Here is a 14656-nt window from a genome sequence, read left to right as displayed (position 1 = left end):
GCGCCATGGCACGGTGAGAGGGACCGACCTCGGCGAACAACCAACCATTCTGCCAGACGGGCCTAGCGCGGCACGAATCGGGCCACGGTGACGCCCGCGTCCTCCAGTGCCGCGCGCACCCGCTTCGCGTGCTCGACCGCGCCCGGCGTGTCGCCGTGCAGGCAGATCGAGTCGACCTCCGCCTCGATCACCGAGCCGTCCACGGCGACCAGTTCACCGCGTTGAGCGAGCCGCAGGACCTGCGCGACGACCTCGTCCGTGCCGGTGAGCACGGCGTTCGGCTCGGTGCGCGGCACGAGCGTGGCCTGCGGGGTGTACGCGCGGTCGGCGAACGCCTCCCGCACCGGGCGCAGGCCCGCCCGTTCGGCGTGGTGGAGCAGGCGGGAGCCGGGCAGGCCGAGCACGGGCAGGTCGCCGAACGCCTTGACCCCGTCCACCACGGCCTGCGCCTGCCTGTCGTGGTGGACGGTGGCGTTGTAGAGCGCGCCGTGCGGCTTGACGTACTCGACGGCGGTCCCGGCGGCCTTGGCGCACGCGTCCAGCGCCCCGATCTGGTACAGCACCTCGTCGGCCAGCTCGACCGGGTCGGCGTCGATGAACCGGCGGCCGAAGCCCGCCAGGTCCCGGTACGACACCTGGGCGCCCACCGCGACGCCCGCGACCGCGGCCTGCCGGCACACCCGGCGCATGGTCGACGGGTCGCCCGCGTGGAAGCCACAGGCCACGTTCGCGCTGGTCACGATGCCGAGCAGGGCCTCGTCGTCGCCCAGGCGCCAGATGCCGAAGCCCTCGCCGAGGTCGCTGTTGAGGTCGATCACGCGGGCATCACTCCAACGGAGACGAGCAGCAGGGTCAGCCCCGGCAGGAAGTTGTTGATGACGTGCGCCACCACGCTGGCGGTGAGCCGTCGGGTGATGAGGCGGGCGATGCCGATGGGCAGCGCGATGACGATGAGCAACGACGTCCGCAGGGGTTCGAGGTGGCTCGCCGCGAAGATCAGGGTGGTCAGCACGAACGCCGCCCACCGGCTCCAGCGCTGCCGCTCGATCGCGCCCCACAGCAGGCCGCGGTAGATCACTTCCTCGCACACCGGGCCCACGAAGCACACGTAGAGGAACATCGCGACGGCGGCGGAGACGGGCAGCCCCGCACCGTCCACGAGCTCGCCGATCGCCGAGGTGGCGTTCTTGTCGCCCACGGCCCTCGACCAGATCACCGCGGCCACGTAGGTGAGCACCAGGCCGAGCGCGCCCAGCTTCAGGCCGACCTTGACGTCGGCCCAGTCCCAGGCCAGCCGCAGGTCCCGGAACGGGCCGTTGCCGCGCAGGTAGGTGATGGTGACCGCGACGGCGGCGGCCAGGACCGTGGGGACCATCGAGCCGACCAGCACGAACGTCACCGAGGAGCCGATGTCCGTGCCCGAGGTGCGGGCCACCGCCGTGATGAACACCGCACTGAGGATGAACACCGCCTCGACCAACAGGAACGCGCCGAAGCCCCACCGCTGGCCGGCGGGCACCGCTTCCGGTTCCCGTCCCACCGCGCGGACGCTGGCGATCAGGCTCGGCGGCGGTTCATCCGGTCGTGTCACAGCCATCCACCCTAGTCAGCCGATGTACAGGTAGACGGCGGGCAGCAGGTTGTTCGTGGCGTGCGCCACCACGCTGGAGGCCACCCGGCCGGTGATCATGCGGGCCGCGCCGATGGCGAGCCCCTGGGCGAACAGGCTCAGCACGCGCCAGCTCTCCTCGTGCAGGAACGCGAAGACCAGCGCGGTGAGGGCCAGGATCGCGAACTTGGGGATGCGGTAGTGCGCCAGCCCCTGCCACAGCGCGCCCCTGGTGAGCAGTTCCTCGGTCAGCGGCGCGCCGAGGAAGACGAACAGGGCCGCCGCGGCCAGCCAGATCGTGCGGCCGCCGGAGAGGGCCTCGATCTCGTCCAACGAGCCGGACCGGTCCGGGTTGATGCGCAGCAGCAGCGCGCCCAGCAGCCAGGCGGCCAGCAGCGCCGCGCCGCCGGCGGCAAGACCGACCTTGAAGTCCCGCGCGGTGGGCATCAGGCCGAAGTCCTTGGCCGGCCCGTCGCCGCGGCGCCACGAGACGACCACCGGGCCGAGGCCGAGCAGGACGTTGGGCAGGAACACGAGCAGCAGGAGCGGGCCCAGCACCGGCGGGTCGGTGATGTCGACCTCGGCGAAGCGGTCGGCCGTCGCGGCGGTGAACACGAGGATCGCCAGGTGGTAGCCGCCCAGGCCGGTGAAGAACGCCAGGAAGCCCCAGTGCGCCCGGCCGGTGTCCCGGTCCCGCTGTTCCTCCACTCGTCCGAACGTAGTGGGCCGGCGGGGCGGAGTGCTGCCCGAGGTCGTTCAAGATCACCCTGACGGCGGCAGCACTCGCCACGGGTGGCGGAAGAACTCCTCGCCACCCGGTCTGATCACGGATTTCCTCCGTGATCGGGTCAGGCGTGGATCCGGCCGCGCAGCATGACGAGCTTGGGGTGGCGCAGGGCGTCGAGGTCGTCGCGCGGGTCGCCGTCGTAGACGACGATGTCGGCCGCCGCGCCCTCGGTGAGCGACGGGAAGCCCAGCCACTCGCGCGCGGCCCAGGAGGCGGCGCCCAGTGCCCGGGTCGTGCTCATGCCGACGCCGTGCAGCGCCTTGACCTCGTCCACGATCCGGCCGTGCCGGATGCCGCCGCCCGCGTCCGTGCCCGCGAACACCGGGACGCCCGCCTCGACCGCCTTGGCGATCGTCTCGCGGTTGCGGGCGTACAGGTCCCGCATGTGGCCCTGGTAGGTCGGGTACTTGTCCGCGCCCGCCGCGATGGCCGGGAAGTTCTCGACGTTGATCAGCGTCGGCACCAGCGCGGTCCCGGCGCGGGCCATCTGCGCGATCGTGTCGTCGGTCAGGCCCGTGCCGTGCTCGATGCAGTCGATGCCCGCGTTGAGCAGGGCGGGCAGGGCGTCCTCGCCGAAGACGTGCGCGGTGACCCTGGCCTTGGCCTCGTGCGCGACCTTGATCGCCTCGGTGAGCACGTCCTCGGTCCACAGCGGCGCGAGGTCGCCGGTCTCCCGGTCGATCCAGTCGCCGACCAGCTTCACCCAGCCGTCGCCCGCCTCGACCTGCTCGGCCACGGCGGACGGCAGGTCGGCCGGGTCCTCGATCTCGACGCCCAGGTACTTGATGTACCGCTTGGGCCTGGCCAGGTGCCTGCCCGCGCGGATGATCCGGGGCAGGTCCAGCCGCTCCTGCAACGGGCGCGTGTCCAGCGGCGAGCCGCAGTCGCGGATGAGCAGCGTGCCCGCCTGCCGGTCGGCCAGCGCCTGGTCGACGGCCTCGGGCAGGTCGACCGCGCCCTTGGCGCCCAGGCCGACGTGGCAGTGCGCGTCGACCAGGCCGGGCACCAGGTAGCCGCCGGTGCTGACGGTCCTCGCGCCCGGCACCGGGTTCGTGCGGATGCGCCCGTTGACCACCCAGACGTCCCGCGGGTCGCCACCCTCGGGGAGCACGACGCCCCGCAGGTGCAGGCCGCTCACTTGTCGAACTTCAGCTTCGACGGGTCGAAGCCGGGCGGGAGCTGGTCGAAGCCGCCCAGGCCGGGCGGGAGCGCGGGCCCGCCGCCCTGGGGCGGCATGCCGGGCATGCCGGGCATCATGCCGGGCATGCCGGGGAACCCGCCGCGCACCTTCGGCGGCGTGGGGCCGCGGCCCTTGCCCTTCTTGCCCTTCTTCCCCTTGCCCTTGCGGTTGTTCTTGCCGCCCGCGCCCGGCAGCCCGAAGCGGCCGGCCATCTGGCTCATCATCTTGCGGGCTTCGAAGAAGCGGTTGACCAGGTCGTTCACGTCGCTGACCCGCACGCCCGAACCGTTGGCGATGCGCAACCGGCGGGACGCGTTGATGATCTTGGGGTCGTCGCGCTCGGCCGGGGTCATGCCCCGGATGATCGCCTGCACCCGGTCCAGGTGCTTCTCGTCCAGGTTGGCCAGCTGGTCCTTCATCTGACCCGCGCCGGGCAGCATGCCGAGCAGGTTCGCGATGGGGCCCATCTTGCGCAGGGCCAGCATCTGCTCCAGGAAGTCCTCCAGCGTGAGCTGGCCGGAGCCCATCTTGACCGCGGCGGCTTCGGCCTGCTCGGCGTCGAACGCCTGCTCGGCCTGCTCGATCAGGGTGAGCATGTCGCCCATGCCCAGGATCCGGCTCGCCATCCGGTCCGGGTGGAAGACGTCGAAGTCCTCCAGCTTCTCGCCGTTCGAGGCGAACAGGATGGGCTGGCCGGTGACCTCGCGCACGCTCAGCGCCGCGCCACCGCGGGCGTCGCCGTCGAGCTTGGTCAGCACCACGCCGGTGAAGCCCACGCCGTCGCGGAACGCCGTGGCGGTGTTCACCGCGTCCTGGCCGATCATCGCGTCGACCACGAACAGCACCTCGTCGGGCTGCACGGCGGCGCGGATGTCGACGGCCTGGCGCATCATCTCCTCGTCCACGCCGAGGCGGCCCGCGGTGTCGACCACGACGATGTCGTGCTGCGCCCGCTTGGCCTCCTCGATGCCCTTGCGGGCCACGTCGACCGGGTCGCCGACGCCGTTGCCGGGCTCGGGCGCGAACACGGGCACGCCCGCCCGCTGGCCGACCACCTGCAACTGCGTGACCGCGTTGGGTCGCTGGAGGTCGCACGCCACCAGGATCGGGGTGTGGCCCTGGCCCTTGAGCCACTTGGCGAGCTTGCCCGCCAGGGTCGTCTTGCCGGCGCCCTGGAGGCCGGCGAGCATGATCACGCTCGGCGGGTTCTTGGCCAGGTTGAGCCTGCGGGTCTCCCCGCCGAGGATGCCGACCAGCTCCTCGTTGACGATCTTGACGACCTGCTGGGCCGGGTTCAGCGCCTGGCTGACCTCGGCGCCCTTGGCGCGCTCCTTGACCTTCGCGATGAACGTGCGCACCACGGGCAGCGCGACGTCGGCCTCCAGCAGCGCGACCCGGATCTCGCGCGCGGTGGCGTCGATGTCGGCCTCGGACAGCCGCCCCTTGCCCCGCAGGTTCTGCAGGACCGAGGTGAGCCGGTCGGAAAGGGTGTTGAACACGATGCCGCCAGACCTCGCACGTCGTCGGTGGGTTCCTCGCCCTCAGGGTAGCCGTTCACGTCGGCGTCACCGACAGGCGCAGGTGGTCACGCCGGGTCAGCAGGGTCAGGCCGTGCCAGCCGCGCGGCGGCACGCCCGCCGCGAACCGGGGCCCCAGCCTGGCCGCGCGGCGCACGTGCCGGGCGAACGAGCGCGACCGGATCAGCCGCCCCCGCTCGACCTGGCCGGACAGCGCCTCCTCGGGGCTCGCGTCGAGCCACAGGAAGTGCCGGGGCCGGTTGGTGAGCGCGCCGACGACGACCAGGCCGGCGCGGGTGGTCGGTCGGGTGGACGGCTCGTGCACGAGCAGCAGGCCGCCCGCGGTCACCGCGAACCAGACGATGCGAAGCCGGTGCACCAGGTGCACCAGCGGCCGGTAGAAGCGGTAGGGCAGGGCAGCGGGGACCAAGGCGCGGAGCCTGGTGCGCACCTGGTCGGAATCCAGCACCACGGCGGGCGCGCCGTCCGTGTCGGCGGCGGCGAGCAGCGTCGACTTCCCCGCTCCCGGCAGTCCGGCCAGCACGACCAGCGAGCGCGGCCTCACGGCGACAGCGGTCATCGCATCCATACTAAAGAGACGTTTCGGACGTCCACGAGTTCCGGCGTGATCGGGGGCGGCCCAACCCCTCGACGGGCCGCTCCCGATCACGCGGTGGCGCCGTCCCCGCCGCGTCCCCCCGAACGCCGGCGGTCCCCCCGCGCCACGGGGAGAAGCCTCTCCCGGCACGGGGGTCCACCGGCAGCGTGAGCCCCCTCGGTCGGTTGTGCGTAGACCTACGCAACCTCAGCGGGCGGCCAGCAGCACGGCCCGTTCGACCCGTCGGCGCTGGGCGGTGTCCAGGCCGGTCGGCACGGTGATGGCGAACGAGTCCACCACCGTGGAACCCAGCGTGGACACCCTCGCCCACGCGATGTCCACACCGGACTGCTCCAACGCGTCGGCGACGTGGTGCAGCAGCCCGATCCGGTCGGCCGCGCGCAGCTCCAGCACCACCGCACCGGTCGACTCGTCGTCGAACCACAGCACCTTCGGCGGCGGCGGGTCCAGCGGCGGGCCGCCGTAGTCGCGCTCCTTCGCGGCCAGCTTGTCGGCCAGCGCGAGGGAGCCGTCCAACGCCCTGGTGAGCTGTTCGCGCAACAGGGTCACGTCCGGCAGCGAGCCGAACCGGGGCGACACGGTGAACACGTCGACCGCCGCACCCTCGTGCGAGCGCAGCGACGCGGCGTGCACCTCGAGGGAGTTGAGCGCGAGCACGCCCGCGGCCCGGGAGAGCGTGCCCGGCCGGTCGGGCGCGACCACCGTGACGGTGGCGGCGTGGTGGCCCGGGTCGATCAGCACGTCGGGCTTGCCGCCGGCCAGCACGGCCCGCGCGAGATCCTGTTGGCGCTGGTCCAACGGCTCGGGCTCGGGCAGCGGGTCGCCCGCCATCGCCGTGCGGCAGCGCGCGACCAGGTCGCTGATCAGCGAGGCCTTCCAGTCCGACCAGACACCCGGCCCGGTGGCCACGGCGTCCGCCTCGGCCAGCGCGTAGAGCAGCTCCAGCAGCACCGGGTCGCCGCCGAGGGTGTCCACCACGCGGCGCACGGTCGCCTCGTCCTCCACGTCACGGCGGGTCGCCGTGTGCGGCAGGAGGAGGTGGTGCCGCACCATGGCGGTGAGCGTGGCCACGTCCTGCGGCCACAGGCCGAGCCGTTCGGCGATCTGGGTGGTGATCGCCGCGCCGACCTCGGAGTGGTCGGCCTGCCTGCCCTTGCCGATGTCGTGCACCAGCGTGCCCAGCAGCAGCAGGTCCGGCCGGGAGACCCTGGTCACCAGGCGTGCCGCGTGCGCGGTGGCCTGCACCAGGTGGCGGTCCACGGTCCAGGTGTGCGCGGCGTCGCGGGGCGGCAGGTCGCGCACCGCGCCCCACTCCGGGAACAACCTGCCCCACAGGCCGGTGCGGTCCAGCGCCTCGACCACGTCGATCAGGCCCGTGCCGGTGCCCAGCAGCGCCAGCAGCTCGTCGCGGGCTTCCGCGGGCCACGGTTGGCGCAGCTCGGGCGCGGAGTCGGCGAGCTTGGTCAACGTGCCCGGGGCGATCGGGTGCTTGCTGCGGGCGGCGGCCGTGGCGACCCGCAGCAGCAGCGCCGGGTCGCGGCTGGGCATGGCGTCACGCGCCAGCGCCACCTCGGAGCCGTGCAGCACCACGCCCTCGTCCAGCGGGCGTCGGGCCGGTGCCCGGCGCAGCGGGGAGCGGGCGAACACGCCCAGCCCGCGCTTGGGCACCGCCGCACGCGCCGTGCGCATGGCCACGTCCACCGCGTAGACGATCGTGCGCGCGGCCGACGACATCGAGCGGGCCAGCGTGAAGCGGTCCTGCATGCCCAACGCGGTGGCGACCTCGTCGCCGTCCTGCGCGCGCAGCACGTCACGCGGCTTGCGCGCCACCCGGCGCAGCTCCGTGCGCACGTCCAGCAGCAGCTTGCGGGCCTCGTTGACCTCGGCGGACGGCCGGTCGGTCAGCTGCGCCGCGCTCAACGCGTCCAGCAGCGTGACGTCGCGCAGCCCGCCCCGGCCGTGCTTGAGGTCCGGCTCCACGCGGTGCGCGATCTCGCCGCTGCGCGCCCAGCGCCGTGACGCCGACTCGGCCATCTCGTCCAACCGCGTGCGCACCCCCGTGCGCCACGCCTGCCGGGCGCTGTCGGCCAGCCGTTGGCCGATCTCCTGGTCGCCCGCGATGTGGCGGATGTCCAGCAACCCCAACGCGGTGCGCAGGTCGCCGGCCGCGACGCGCAGCGCCTCGCCGACCGTGCGCACCGAGTGGTCCAGGCCGATGCCGGAGTTCCACAGCGGGTACCACAGCTTCTCGGCGATCTCGTCCACGCCCTTGTGCCCGTTGTGCACCAGGAGCAGGTCCAGGTCGGAATAGGGCACCAGCTCCCGCCTGCCCAATCCCCCCACGGCGACCAGCGCGACCCCGCTGCCCGGCCCGCCGACGCCCGCCTGCGAGGCGTGCGCGGTGAGCCAGAACTCGTGCAGGTCCACCAGCGCCTCGCGCAGCGACTCCCCCGTCAGACGGCGCCGACCTGGCGCGAGCAGCCGATCGCGTGCTCGCACCAGGTCGTCAGCCGTGACGACGGCCGTCTCGGCGTTCTCCATACGGCCGTCCCCCGTTCCTACGCCGGATCCCTACAGGGCATCCGAGCCGCGCTCCCCGGTGCGGACCCGGATGACCGTGTCGACCGGCGTCACCCAGACCTTCCCGTCGCCGATCTTGCCGGTGCGCGCGGCCTCCACGACGGCGTCGAGGACCTTCTCCACGGCGGTGTCGTCCACCAGGACCTCGATGCGCAGCTTGGGCACGAAGTCCACGGCGTACTCCGCGCCGCGGTAGACCTCGGTGTGGCCCTTCTGCCTGCCGTACCCCTGGACCTCGCTGACGGTCATGCCGAGCACGCCGAGCTGCTCCAGGGACGCCTTCACGTCGTCCAGCGTGAAGGGCTTGATGATCGCGGTGACCAACTTCATGACTTGTTGCTCCCCTCGAGGACCGCAGTGGCGCCGGCGGCGACACTGGGCTTGCTGCCGCTACGGGTGCCGATGCCGCTGCCGAACTCGTACGCCGTCTCCGCGTGCTCGGCCTCGTCGATGCCACCGACCTCGGACTCCTCGTCGGTGCGGAAGCCGATGGTGACCTTGACCAGGTAGCCCAGGAGGAGGCTGAGCACGAACGAGTAGGCGAGCACGGCGAGCGCGCCGACGGCCTGCCGCCACAGCTGGTCCACGCCGCCGCCGTAGAAGAGGCCGTCGATGCCCGCCGGGGCGGAGGAGCTGGCGAAGAAGCCGATCAGGATGGTGCCGGAGAGGCCGCCGACCAGGTGGACGCCGACCACGTCGAGCGAGTCGTCGAAGCCGAAGCGGTACTTCAGGCTGACCGCGAGGGCGCACAGGGCGCCGGTGATCGCGCCGATCGCGATGGCGCCCAGCGGGGTGACCGAGGAGCAGGCCGGGGTGATGGCGACCAGGCCCGCGACGATGCCGGAGGCGGCACCGAGGGTGGTGGCGTTGCCGTCGCGGACGCGTTCCACGAGCAGCCAGCCGAGCATCGCGGCGCAGGTGGCGACCAGGGTGTTGACGAAGGTGACGCCCGCGGTGCCGTTGGCGGCGACCGCCGAGCCAGCGTTGAAGCCGAACCAGCCGAACCACAGCAGGCCCGCGCCCAGCACGACCAGCGGCAGGCTGTGCGGCTTCATCCGGTCCTTCGGCCAACCGACGCGCTTGCCGAGGACCAGCGCCAGCGCGAGGCCCGCCGCACCGGCGTTGATGTGGACCGCCGTGCCGCCCGCGAAGTCGATCGCCATCAGCTTGTTGGCGATCCAGCCGCCCGGGTCGACGACGTTGCCGTCGGCGTCCTTGCCGTCGAAGTCGAACACCCAGTGGGCGACCGGGAAGTACACCAGCAGCGACCACAGGCCGGCGAACAGCAGCCACGGCCCGAAGCGGGCGCGGTCGGCGATCGCGCCGGAGATCAGCGCCACCGTGATGATGGCGAACATCGCCTGGAACGCGACGAAGACGGTCGTCGGGATGGTCCCGAACGCCGACTCCTTGCCCAGCAGCCCGTCCAGGCCGAAGAACTCGAACGGCTTGCCGAGCAGGCCCCCGCCGACGTCGGTGCCGAACGCCGTGGAATAGCCGACCAACACCCAGAGCACACCGACCACGGCGATTGCGCCCAGGCTCATCATCATCATGTTGAGCACACTCTTGGACCGGACCATGCCCCCGTAGAAGAAGGCAAGTCCCGGCGTCATCAACAGCACCAGTGCGGCACTGGTGAGCACCCAGGCGGTGTCCCCTGTATCCACGTCGACCTCCACTGCACGTCGGTTGCAGGGAGCATCGGTATGCCCTGTTTCGCGCGATTGCGCCCGAGGTTTCGCGGAGGTGAACTGTCCCGCCCCCGGTGTTACGGGCACGTTTCGCGGGCTTGAAGGCAGCGGTTCGGCCGGTGCCGAGTCCACGTCACCGTGGAATTTCCGGTGACCGACCGTGCGAGCCCGTCTCGCCTTTGCGGTGGTTCGTGTGATCCGGCGGTGTGCCCCGACGACGCTCGGTCACCGCTCGTCCGGCGTGGTCGGGGTCGATCCTGCCGGACCGGCCGGGGCCGCCCCCACCGGGTGGGGGCGGCCCGCGGTGGTGCCTACCGGAGCCAGCCCGGGATGTGCCGGGTCGGGCCGGCCGGCACGGGCCGGGCGGTCGTGGCCGCGACCGACTGCGGTGCGGGCTCCACGGCCGCGCACCGGGCGCCGGGCCGCGGGGTCTTCAGGGTGATCAGGTAGTCGTCCGTCGCACCGCGGGTGCACTCGCTGCGGTCGTAGACGCCGTGGCCCCAGCCCTCGTAGGTGAGCAGGACGGTGGTGTCGCGGCTCTGCCGGTGTGCGTTGGCGGCCCACTCGTACCCGGTGGCCGGGTCGTGCAGCGCGTTGAGCATCAGGATCTTCGGCGCGTCCTTGATCCGCAGCCGGTGCTGCGGGTTGTTCACCTTCTCCGGCAGGCCGACGCAGCCCGCCACCGCGGTGTGCCCGAGCGCCGAGCCGCGCATGTGCGGCGCGAGCTGCCGGGCGCGGTCGACCAGGGCGGAGAACTGGCGGTGGTCCTTCACGCGGACCGCCCAGTCCTGGCAGAACACGGCCGGGAACGGGTTGCGCGCGGTCTCCTCCGCCGCGAACGACCTGGTCGACGTGCCCGCGCCGAGCTCGACCAGGAACTCGGACAGCGGCTGCCACTCCGGGCCGTAGAACGCGCTGAACGCGACGCCGATGATGTCGTCGGCGGTCACCTCGCGGGTCGGGTCGAACGGGTCGGCGATCTCACCGCGGTCGGCGCGGGCCAGCAGGTCGTCCCACGCCTTGCCGACGTCCTGGCCGTGCAGGGCGCACGACTCGGTGCGCTCGCACCACCGCGCGAACTCGCGGAACGAGTCCTCCGCGGTCGCGGCCTCGGTCTCGGTGAACCGCCACGTGCCCAGGCTGTGGTCCATGTTCGAGTCGATGACCATGGCGCGGATGTCGCGGCCGAACCGCTCGGCGTACTGCTGGCCGATGAGCGTGCCGTAGGACACGCCGTAGTAGTTGATCTTGCGCTCGCCGAGCGCCTTGCGCAGCGCGTCGATGTCCTTGACGACCGCGCCGGTGTCGGCGTGGTCGTAGATCGGGCCGCTGTGCTCGCGGCAGTCGGCGGCCAGCTCGCGGTTGTAGGCGGCGAGCGCGTCGAACTCGCGCTGGTTGGTCGGGTACAGCGACGGCTGGGCGCGCAGCACCTCGACCGAGCACTGGACGGGTTGGCTGCGGGCCACGCCGCGCGGGTCGAACCCGATGATGTCGAAGCGCTGCTGGACCTCCGGGCTGAAGTAGCCGTCGGCCCCGAGCGCGAAGTTCACCCCCGAACCGCCCGGACCGCCGGGGTTGATGACCAGGGCCCCGATCCGCTTGGCCGGGTCGGTGGCCTTGCGGCGGGCCACGGCGAGGTCGAACTCCTCTCCGCGCGGGTTCGCCCAGTCGATCGGCAGCCGCAGCGTGCCGCACTCCACCTCGGCCAGCTCCGGGCACGGCCGCCAGTCGATCCGGCCCACCCCCGACGCTTCCGGGTCCCCTTCGGCCGACGCCACCGCCGTCGTGCCCGCTGCGAGCGCCAGCGCGGTGGCCACCCCGCCGAGCGCCCTGATGATCGGTCGCACAGGTTCCTCCCTAGTTCCTGTTCACCCAATCGGGTTTTCGCAGGCTTCCAGGGCGGCCGAACGTGCCACAACCGACTGAAGTCTTGCCTCGAATCAGCCCAAGGGCTGACAACTTTCCCGGGCGTCAGCGCCCATCCTGGTAGCGCTGGGTGATCACCCTGAGACCGTCGGCGGTCAAGCGGCCGAACAGCCGCAGCCGTGCCATCCCCCCGTCCGGGTAGATGTCGAGCCGCGCGTGGGTGGCCTCGGGCGCGTCCGCGACGGGGAAGCGGTGCCGGGTGTCGGGCTGCAACCGCGTGCGCGGCAGCACGTCGAACTCCGCACCGGTGCGCGCGTCCCGGCCCCGGACCGACGCCCAGCCCGGCGCGTTGCCCTTGAAGTGCGTGGTGTCCAGCTCCGCCAACCGGATGACGCCCGGCGCGGCCAGCTCGACCTCGACCCAGTCGTTGCCGTCGTCACGGCGGCGCGCGGTCTCCCAGCCCTCGCCCATGACCGCGGCCTGGCCGGGCGCGATGAGGTTGCCCGGGTCGCTGTAGAACATGTTGCTGCACCCGGTGATCGACGCGCCGTTCTCCACCGCGGCCAGGTCCAGCGCGTCCGGCAGGATCAGGGCCGGGTCGGCGACCGGCGTGCCGTGCACGCGCAGCCTGGCCACCCCGCCGTCCGGGTGGATGGTCAGCCGCACGTGCGTGTAGCGGCGGTGCGCGGACACGTCGAAGTAGTGCTTGCGGTCGCCCCCGAGCGGCGACTTCGGCACCACGGTCTCCCACCCGGTCAGCTCGTCCGGCGCGGGGTGGCCCGCCGCGGAGGTCGCCTCGACCGACGCGAACGGCGGGTAGTTGCCCTTGAAGAACGCGGTGTCGACCACCACGCCCTTGATCACGCCCGGCAGCCCCAGCCGGACGATCGCCCGGTCCTCGCCGCTGTCACGCCTGCGGCGGGTCTCCCACCCGTCGTAGACCTGGCCCTTGTGCCCGAACGTGTAGCTCCGGTACTCCGGCTCGGGCTTGCGGATCAGGTTCTCGCGCTCGGCGAACGACTCGTCGTTGGCCCACACCACGCTGCCGCCCACCGGGCGGCACGCCAGGTCGGGCAGTCGGGTCCAGCCGGGGACTCCCGTCATGCGTCTCCTCTGCTCAGCAACCGGCCGCGCGGCCGGTCGTCGATCGGCCGGCCGCGCAACCACGCCTGCCGCACCACGCCCGCCAGCGGGCGGCCGTGGTAGGGCGTGACGGGGTTGCGGTGGCGCAGCGCGGCGCGGTCCACCACGAACGCCTCGTCCGGGGCGAACACGCAGAAGTCGGCGTCCGCGCCGGGCGCGATGCGGCCCTTCCCGGTCAGGCCGACCAGGTCGGCGGGGTTCGTGGCCATCCACCGGACCACGTCGGTCAGCCCGTGCCCGCGCTGCCGGGCCTGCGTCCACACCGCGGACAGGCCCAGTTGCAGGCTCGCGATGCCGCCCCACGCGGTGGCGAAGTCGCCCCGCTTCAACTCCGGGGTGCACGGCGAGTGGTCGGTGACGACCAGGTCGATCAGGTCCTCGCCCAACGCCCGCCAGAGCTGCTCGCGGTTGGCCGCGTCGCGGATCGGCGGGCAGCACTTGAACTCCGTGGCCGCGTCACCGATCTCCTCCGCCACGAACGTCAGGTAGTGCGGGCACGTCTCGGCGCTCACCCGCAGCCCCAGCTCCTTGGCCGTGCGCACCTGCCGCACGGCCTCGCCGCTGGACAGGTGCAGCACGTGCAGCCTGGCCCCGGTCTCGTTGGCCAGGTCGACCACGGTGGTGACGGCGTGGGTCTCGGCCCGGTGCGGCCGGGAGTCGAGGAAGGCGCGGTAGCCGGGACCGGGGTCGGTGACCTCGTGCGGGTCCTCCGCGTGCACGATGGTGAGCGCGTCGCGGTCGCGCAGCCTGGTCAGGGCGGCGCGCAACTGGTCCTCGGTGACGTGGGGGAACTCGTCCACGCCCGAGTGGATCAGGAAGCACTTGAAGCCGAACACGCCGGCGTCGTGCAGCGCTTCGAGGTGGTCGAGGTTGGTCGGCACGATGCCGCCCCAGAAGCCGACGTCGACGTGCGCCTTGTCGCGCGCCGCCTCCCGCTTGGCGTCCAGCGCGTCCACCGTGGTCGTCGGCGGCAGGCTGTTGAGCGGCATGTCCACGATCGTGGTGACGCCGCCGGCGGCCGCCGCCCTGGTCGCGGTCTCGAAGCCCTCCCACTCGCCGCGGCCCGGCTCGTTCACGTGGACGTGCGTGTCGACCAGGCCGGGCAGGAGCACTTCGTCGTCGGCGAGCGCCACGACCCGCTCGGCGTCCAGGTGGTCGGCCACGGCGACGATCCGACCGTCCGCGACGCCGACGTCGGCGCGGCGTTCACCGTCGGGGGTGACGACTCGGGCAGCGCGGAGCACCAGGTCCATGCGGGTCACTCTCCCAGCCGGTCGGCGGCGATGCGACCACCCAGACGTCGTGGGATCGGCGCGGGCGCGGTCAGGCGGCGGCGGAGGTCGGGTTCGACGTCCAGCAGCGCGTAGGCGGCGTTGATGCCCAGGTGGTCGGGGTCGACCGTGCACCGGCCGGCCACCGCCACGACCGGCACGCCGCCCTCGCCACGCCCGCCGGCGCCTTGCCGTGCGCGGGCTGGTGGTCAGGCGAGCACTCGCCGGTGATCACGAGCCGCGCGCCGGGCAGGTGGTCGGCGAAGAAGTTGAGCGAGACGAGCTGGACGCCGGCGTCGGTGACGGCACGGCTTCGGCGAACGGCCACCAGAACTCGACCGCGTCGAACCCGGCCACCGCCGCTGCGGCGGGTCGGTCCAGCACCGGCAG

The 14656-nt window shown here is 72.8% G+C and carries 14 protein-coding genes; all 14 read right to left on the bottom strand.

Annotated features, from left to right (window positions below; all coding sequences use genetic code 11):
• Positions 1–62 precede the first annotated feature (62 nt).
• Positions 63–818 carry a LamB/YcsF family protein gene (locus tag LZG04_RS33820; protein WP_233824835.1) on the bottom strand — a complete coding sequence of 252 codons (756 nt, stop codon included), beginning with the start codon at positions 816–818 and terminating at the stop codon, positions 63–65.
• A complete protein-coding gene (locus tag LZG04_RS33815) occupies positions 815–1597 on the bottom strand; it encodes a CPBP family intramembrane glutamic endopeptidase (RefSeq protein ID WP_233824833.1) in 783 nt (260 codons plus the stop codon). Before LZG04_RS33815 ends, LZG04_RS33820 begins: the two co-directional genes overlap by 4 nt.
• 9 nt (positions 1598–1606) lie before the next feature.
• Complete coding sequence (locus LZG04_RS33810; RefSeq protein ID WP_233824831.1) at positions 1607–2317, bottom strand: CPBP family intramembrane glutamic endopeptidase; 711 nt, start codon at positions 2315–2317, stop codon at positions 1607–1609.
• A gap of 140 nt (positions 2318–2457) precedes the next feature.
• Positions 2458–3534, bottom strand: a complete 1077-nt coding sequence (locus LZG04_RS33805) for an amidohydrolase family protein (protein ID WP_233824829.1) — start codon at positions 3532–3534, stop codon at positions 2458–2460.
• Positions 3531–5075, bottom strand: a complete 1545-nt coding sequence (gene ffh, locus LZG04_RS33800) for a signal recognition particle protein (RefSeq protein ID WP_233824827.1) — start codon at positions 5073–5075, stop codon at positions 3531–3533. The genes LZG04_RS33805 and ffh overlap by 4 nt, the downstream gene beginning before the upstream one ends.
• A gap of 55 nt (positions 5076–5130) precedes the next feature.
• Positions 5131–5673 (bottom strand): AAA family ATPase, encoded by a 543-nt coding sequence (locus LZG04_RS33795; RefSeq protein WP_233824825.1) that lies wholly within the window; start codon positions 5671–5673, stop codon positions 5131–5133.
• Between the two features lie 225 nt (positions 5674–5898).
• Positions 5899–8253 carry a [protein-PII] uridylyltransferase gene (locus LZG04_RS33790; protein WP_233824823.1) on the bottom strand — a complete coding sequence of 785 codons (2355 nt, stop codon included), beginning with the start codon at positions 8251–8253 and terminating at the stop codon, positions 5899–5901.
• A gap of 30 nt (positions 8254–8283) precedes the next feature.
• On the bottom strand, positions 8284–8622 hold the full coding sequence (locus LZG04_RS33785; protein ID WP_230567690.1) for a P-II family nitrogen regulator: 339 nt from the start codon (positions 8620–8622) through the stop codon (positions 8284–8286).
• On the bottom strand, positions 8619–9962 hold the full coding sequence (locus LZG04_RS33780) for an ammonium transporter (protein ID WP_233824821.1): 1344 nt from the start codon (positions 9960–9962) through the stop codon (positions 8619–8621). Before LZG04_RS33780 ends, LZG04_RS33785 begins: the two co-directional genes overlap by 4 nt.
• A gap of 335 nt (positions 9963–10297) precedes the next feature.
• Positions 10298–11833 (bottom strand): alpha/beta hydrolase, encoded by a 1536-nt coding sequence (locus tag LZG04_RS33775; RefSeq protein WP_233824819.1) that lies wholly within the window; start codon positions 11831–11833, stop codon positions 10298–10300.
• A 124-nt stretch (positions 11834–11957) separates the two neighbouring features.
• Positions 11958–12956: an allantoicase gene (alc, locus tag LZG04_RS33770; RefSeq protein ID WP_233824817.1), complete on the bottom strand. Its 999-nt coding sequence runs from the start codon at positions 12954–12956 to the stop codon at positions 11958–11960.
• On the bottom strand, positions 12953–14248 hold the full coding sequence (allB, locus tag LZG04_RS33765) for an allantoinase AllB (protein WP_233824815.1): 1296 nt from the start codon (positions 14246–14248) through the stop codon (positions 12953–12955). The genes alc and allB overlap by 4 nt, the downstream gene beginning before the upstream one ends.
• Before the next feature lie 70 nt (positions 14249–14318).
• Positions 14319–14519 carry a glycerate kinase gene (locus LZG04_RS43180; protein WP_374202946.1) on the bottom strand — a complete coding sequence of 67 codons (201 nt, stop codon included), beginning with the start codon at positions 14517–14519 and terminating at the stop codon, positions 14319–14321.
• Positions 14498–14650 carry a hypothetical protein gene (locus LZG04_RS42760; protein WP_374202948.1) on the bottom strand — a complete coding sequence of 51 codons (153 nt, stop codon included), beginning with the start codon at positions 14648–14650 and terminating at the stop codon, positions 14498–14500. The genes LZG04_RS43180 and LZG04_RS42760 overlap by 22 nt, the downstream gene beginning before the upstream one ends.
• Between the last annotated feature and the right edge of the window lie 6 nt (positions 14651–14656).

The sequence above is a fragment of the Saccharothrix sp. S26 genome (genome assembly GCF_021390395.1).
GTDB lineage: Bacteria > Actinomycetota > Actinomycetes > Mycobacteriales > Pseudonocardiaceae > Actinosynnema.
This window is presented reverse-complemented; position numbering and strand designations above follow the sequence as displayed.

Bases quoted from the DNA above. Each gene is read 5' to 3' on its own strand.
- alc (WP_233824817.1), bottom strand. From the start codon at position 12,956: ATGACGGGAGTCCCCGGCTGGACCCGACTGCCCGACCTGGCGTGCCGC.
- LZG04_RS33795 (WP_233824825.1), bottom strand. From the start codon at position 5,673: ATGACCGCTGTCGCCGTGAGGCCGCGCTCGCTGGTCGTGCTGGCCGGA.
- LZG04_RS33785 (WP_230567690.1), bottom strand. From the start codon at position 8,622: ATGAAGTTGGTCACCGCGATCATCAAGCCCTTCACGCTGGACGACGTG.
- LZG04_RS33790 (WP_233824823.1), bottom strand. From the start codon at position 8,253: ATGGAGAACGCCGAGACGGCCGTCGTCACGGCTGACGACCTGGTGCGA.
- allB (WP_233824815.1), bottom strand. From the start codon at position 14,248: ATGGACCTGGTGCTCCGCGCTGCCCGAGTCGTCACCCCCGACGGTGAA.
- LZG04_RS33815 (WP_233824833.1), bottom strand. From the start codon at position 1,597: ATGGCTGTGACACGACCGGATGAACCGCCGCCGAGCCTGATCGCCAGC.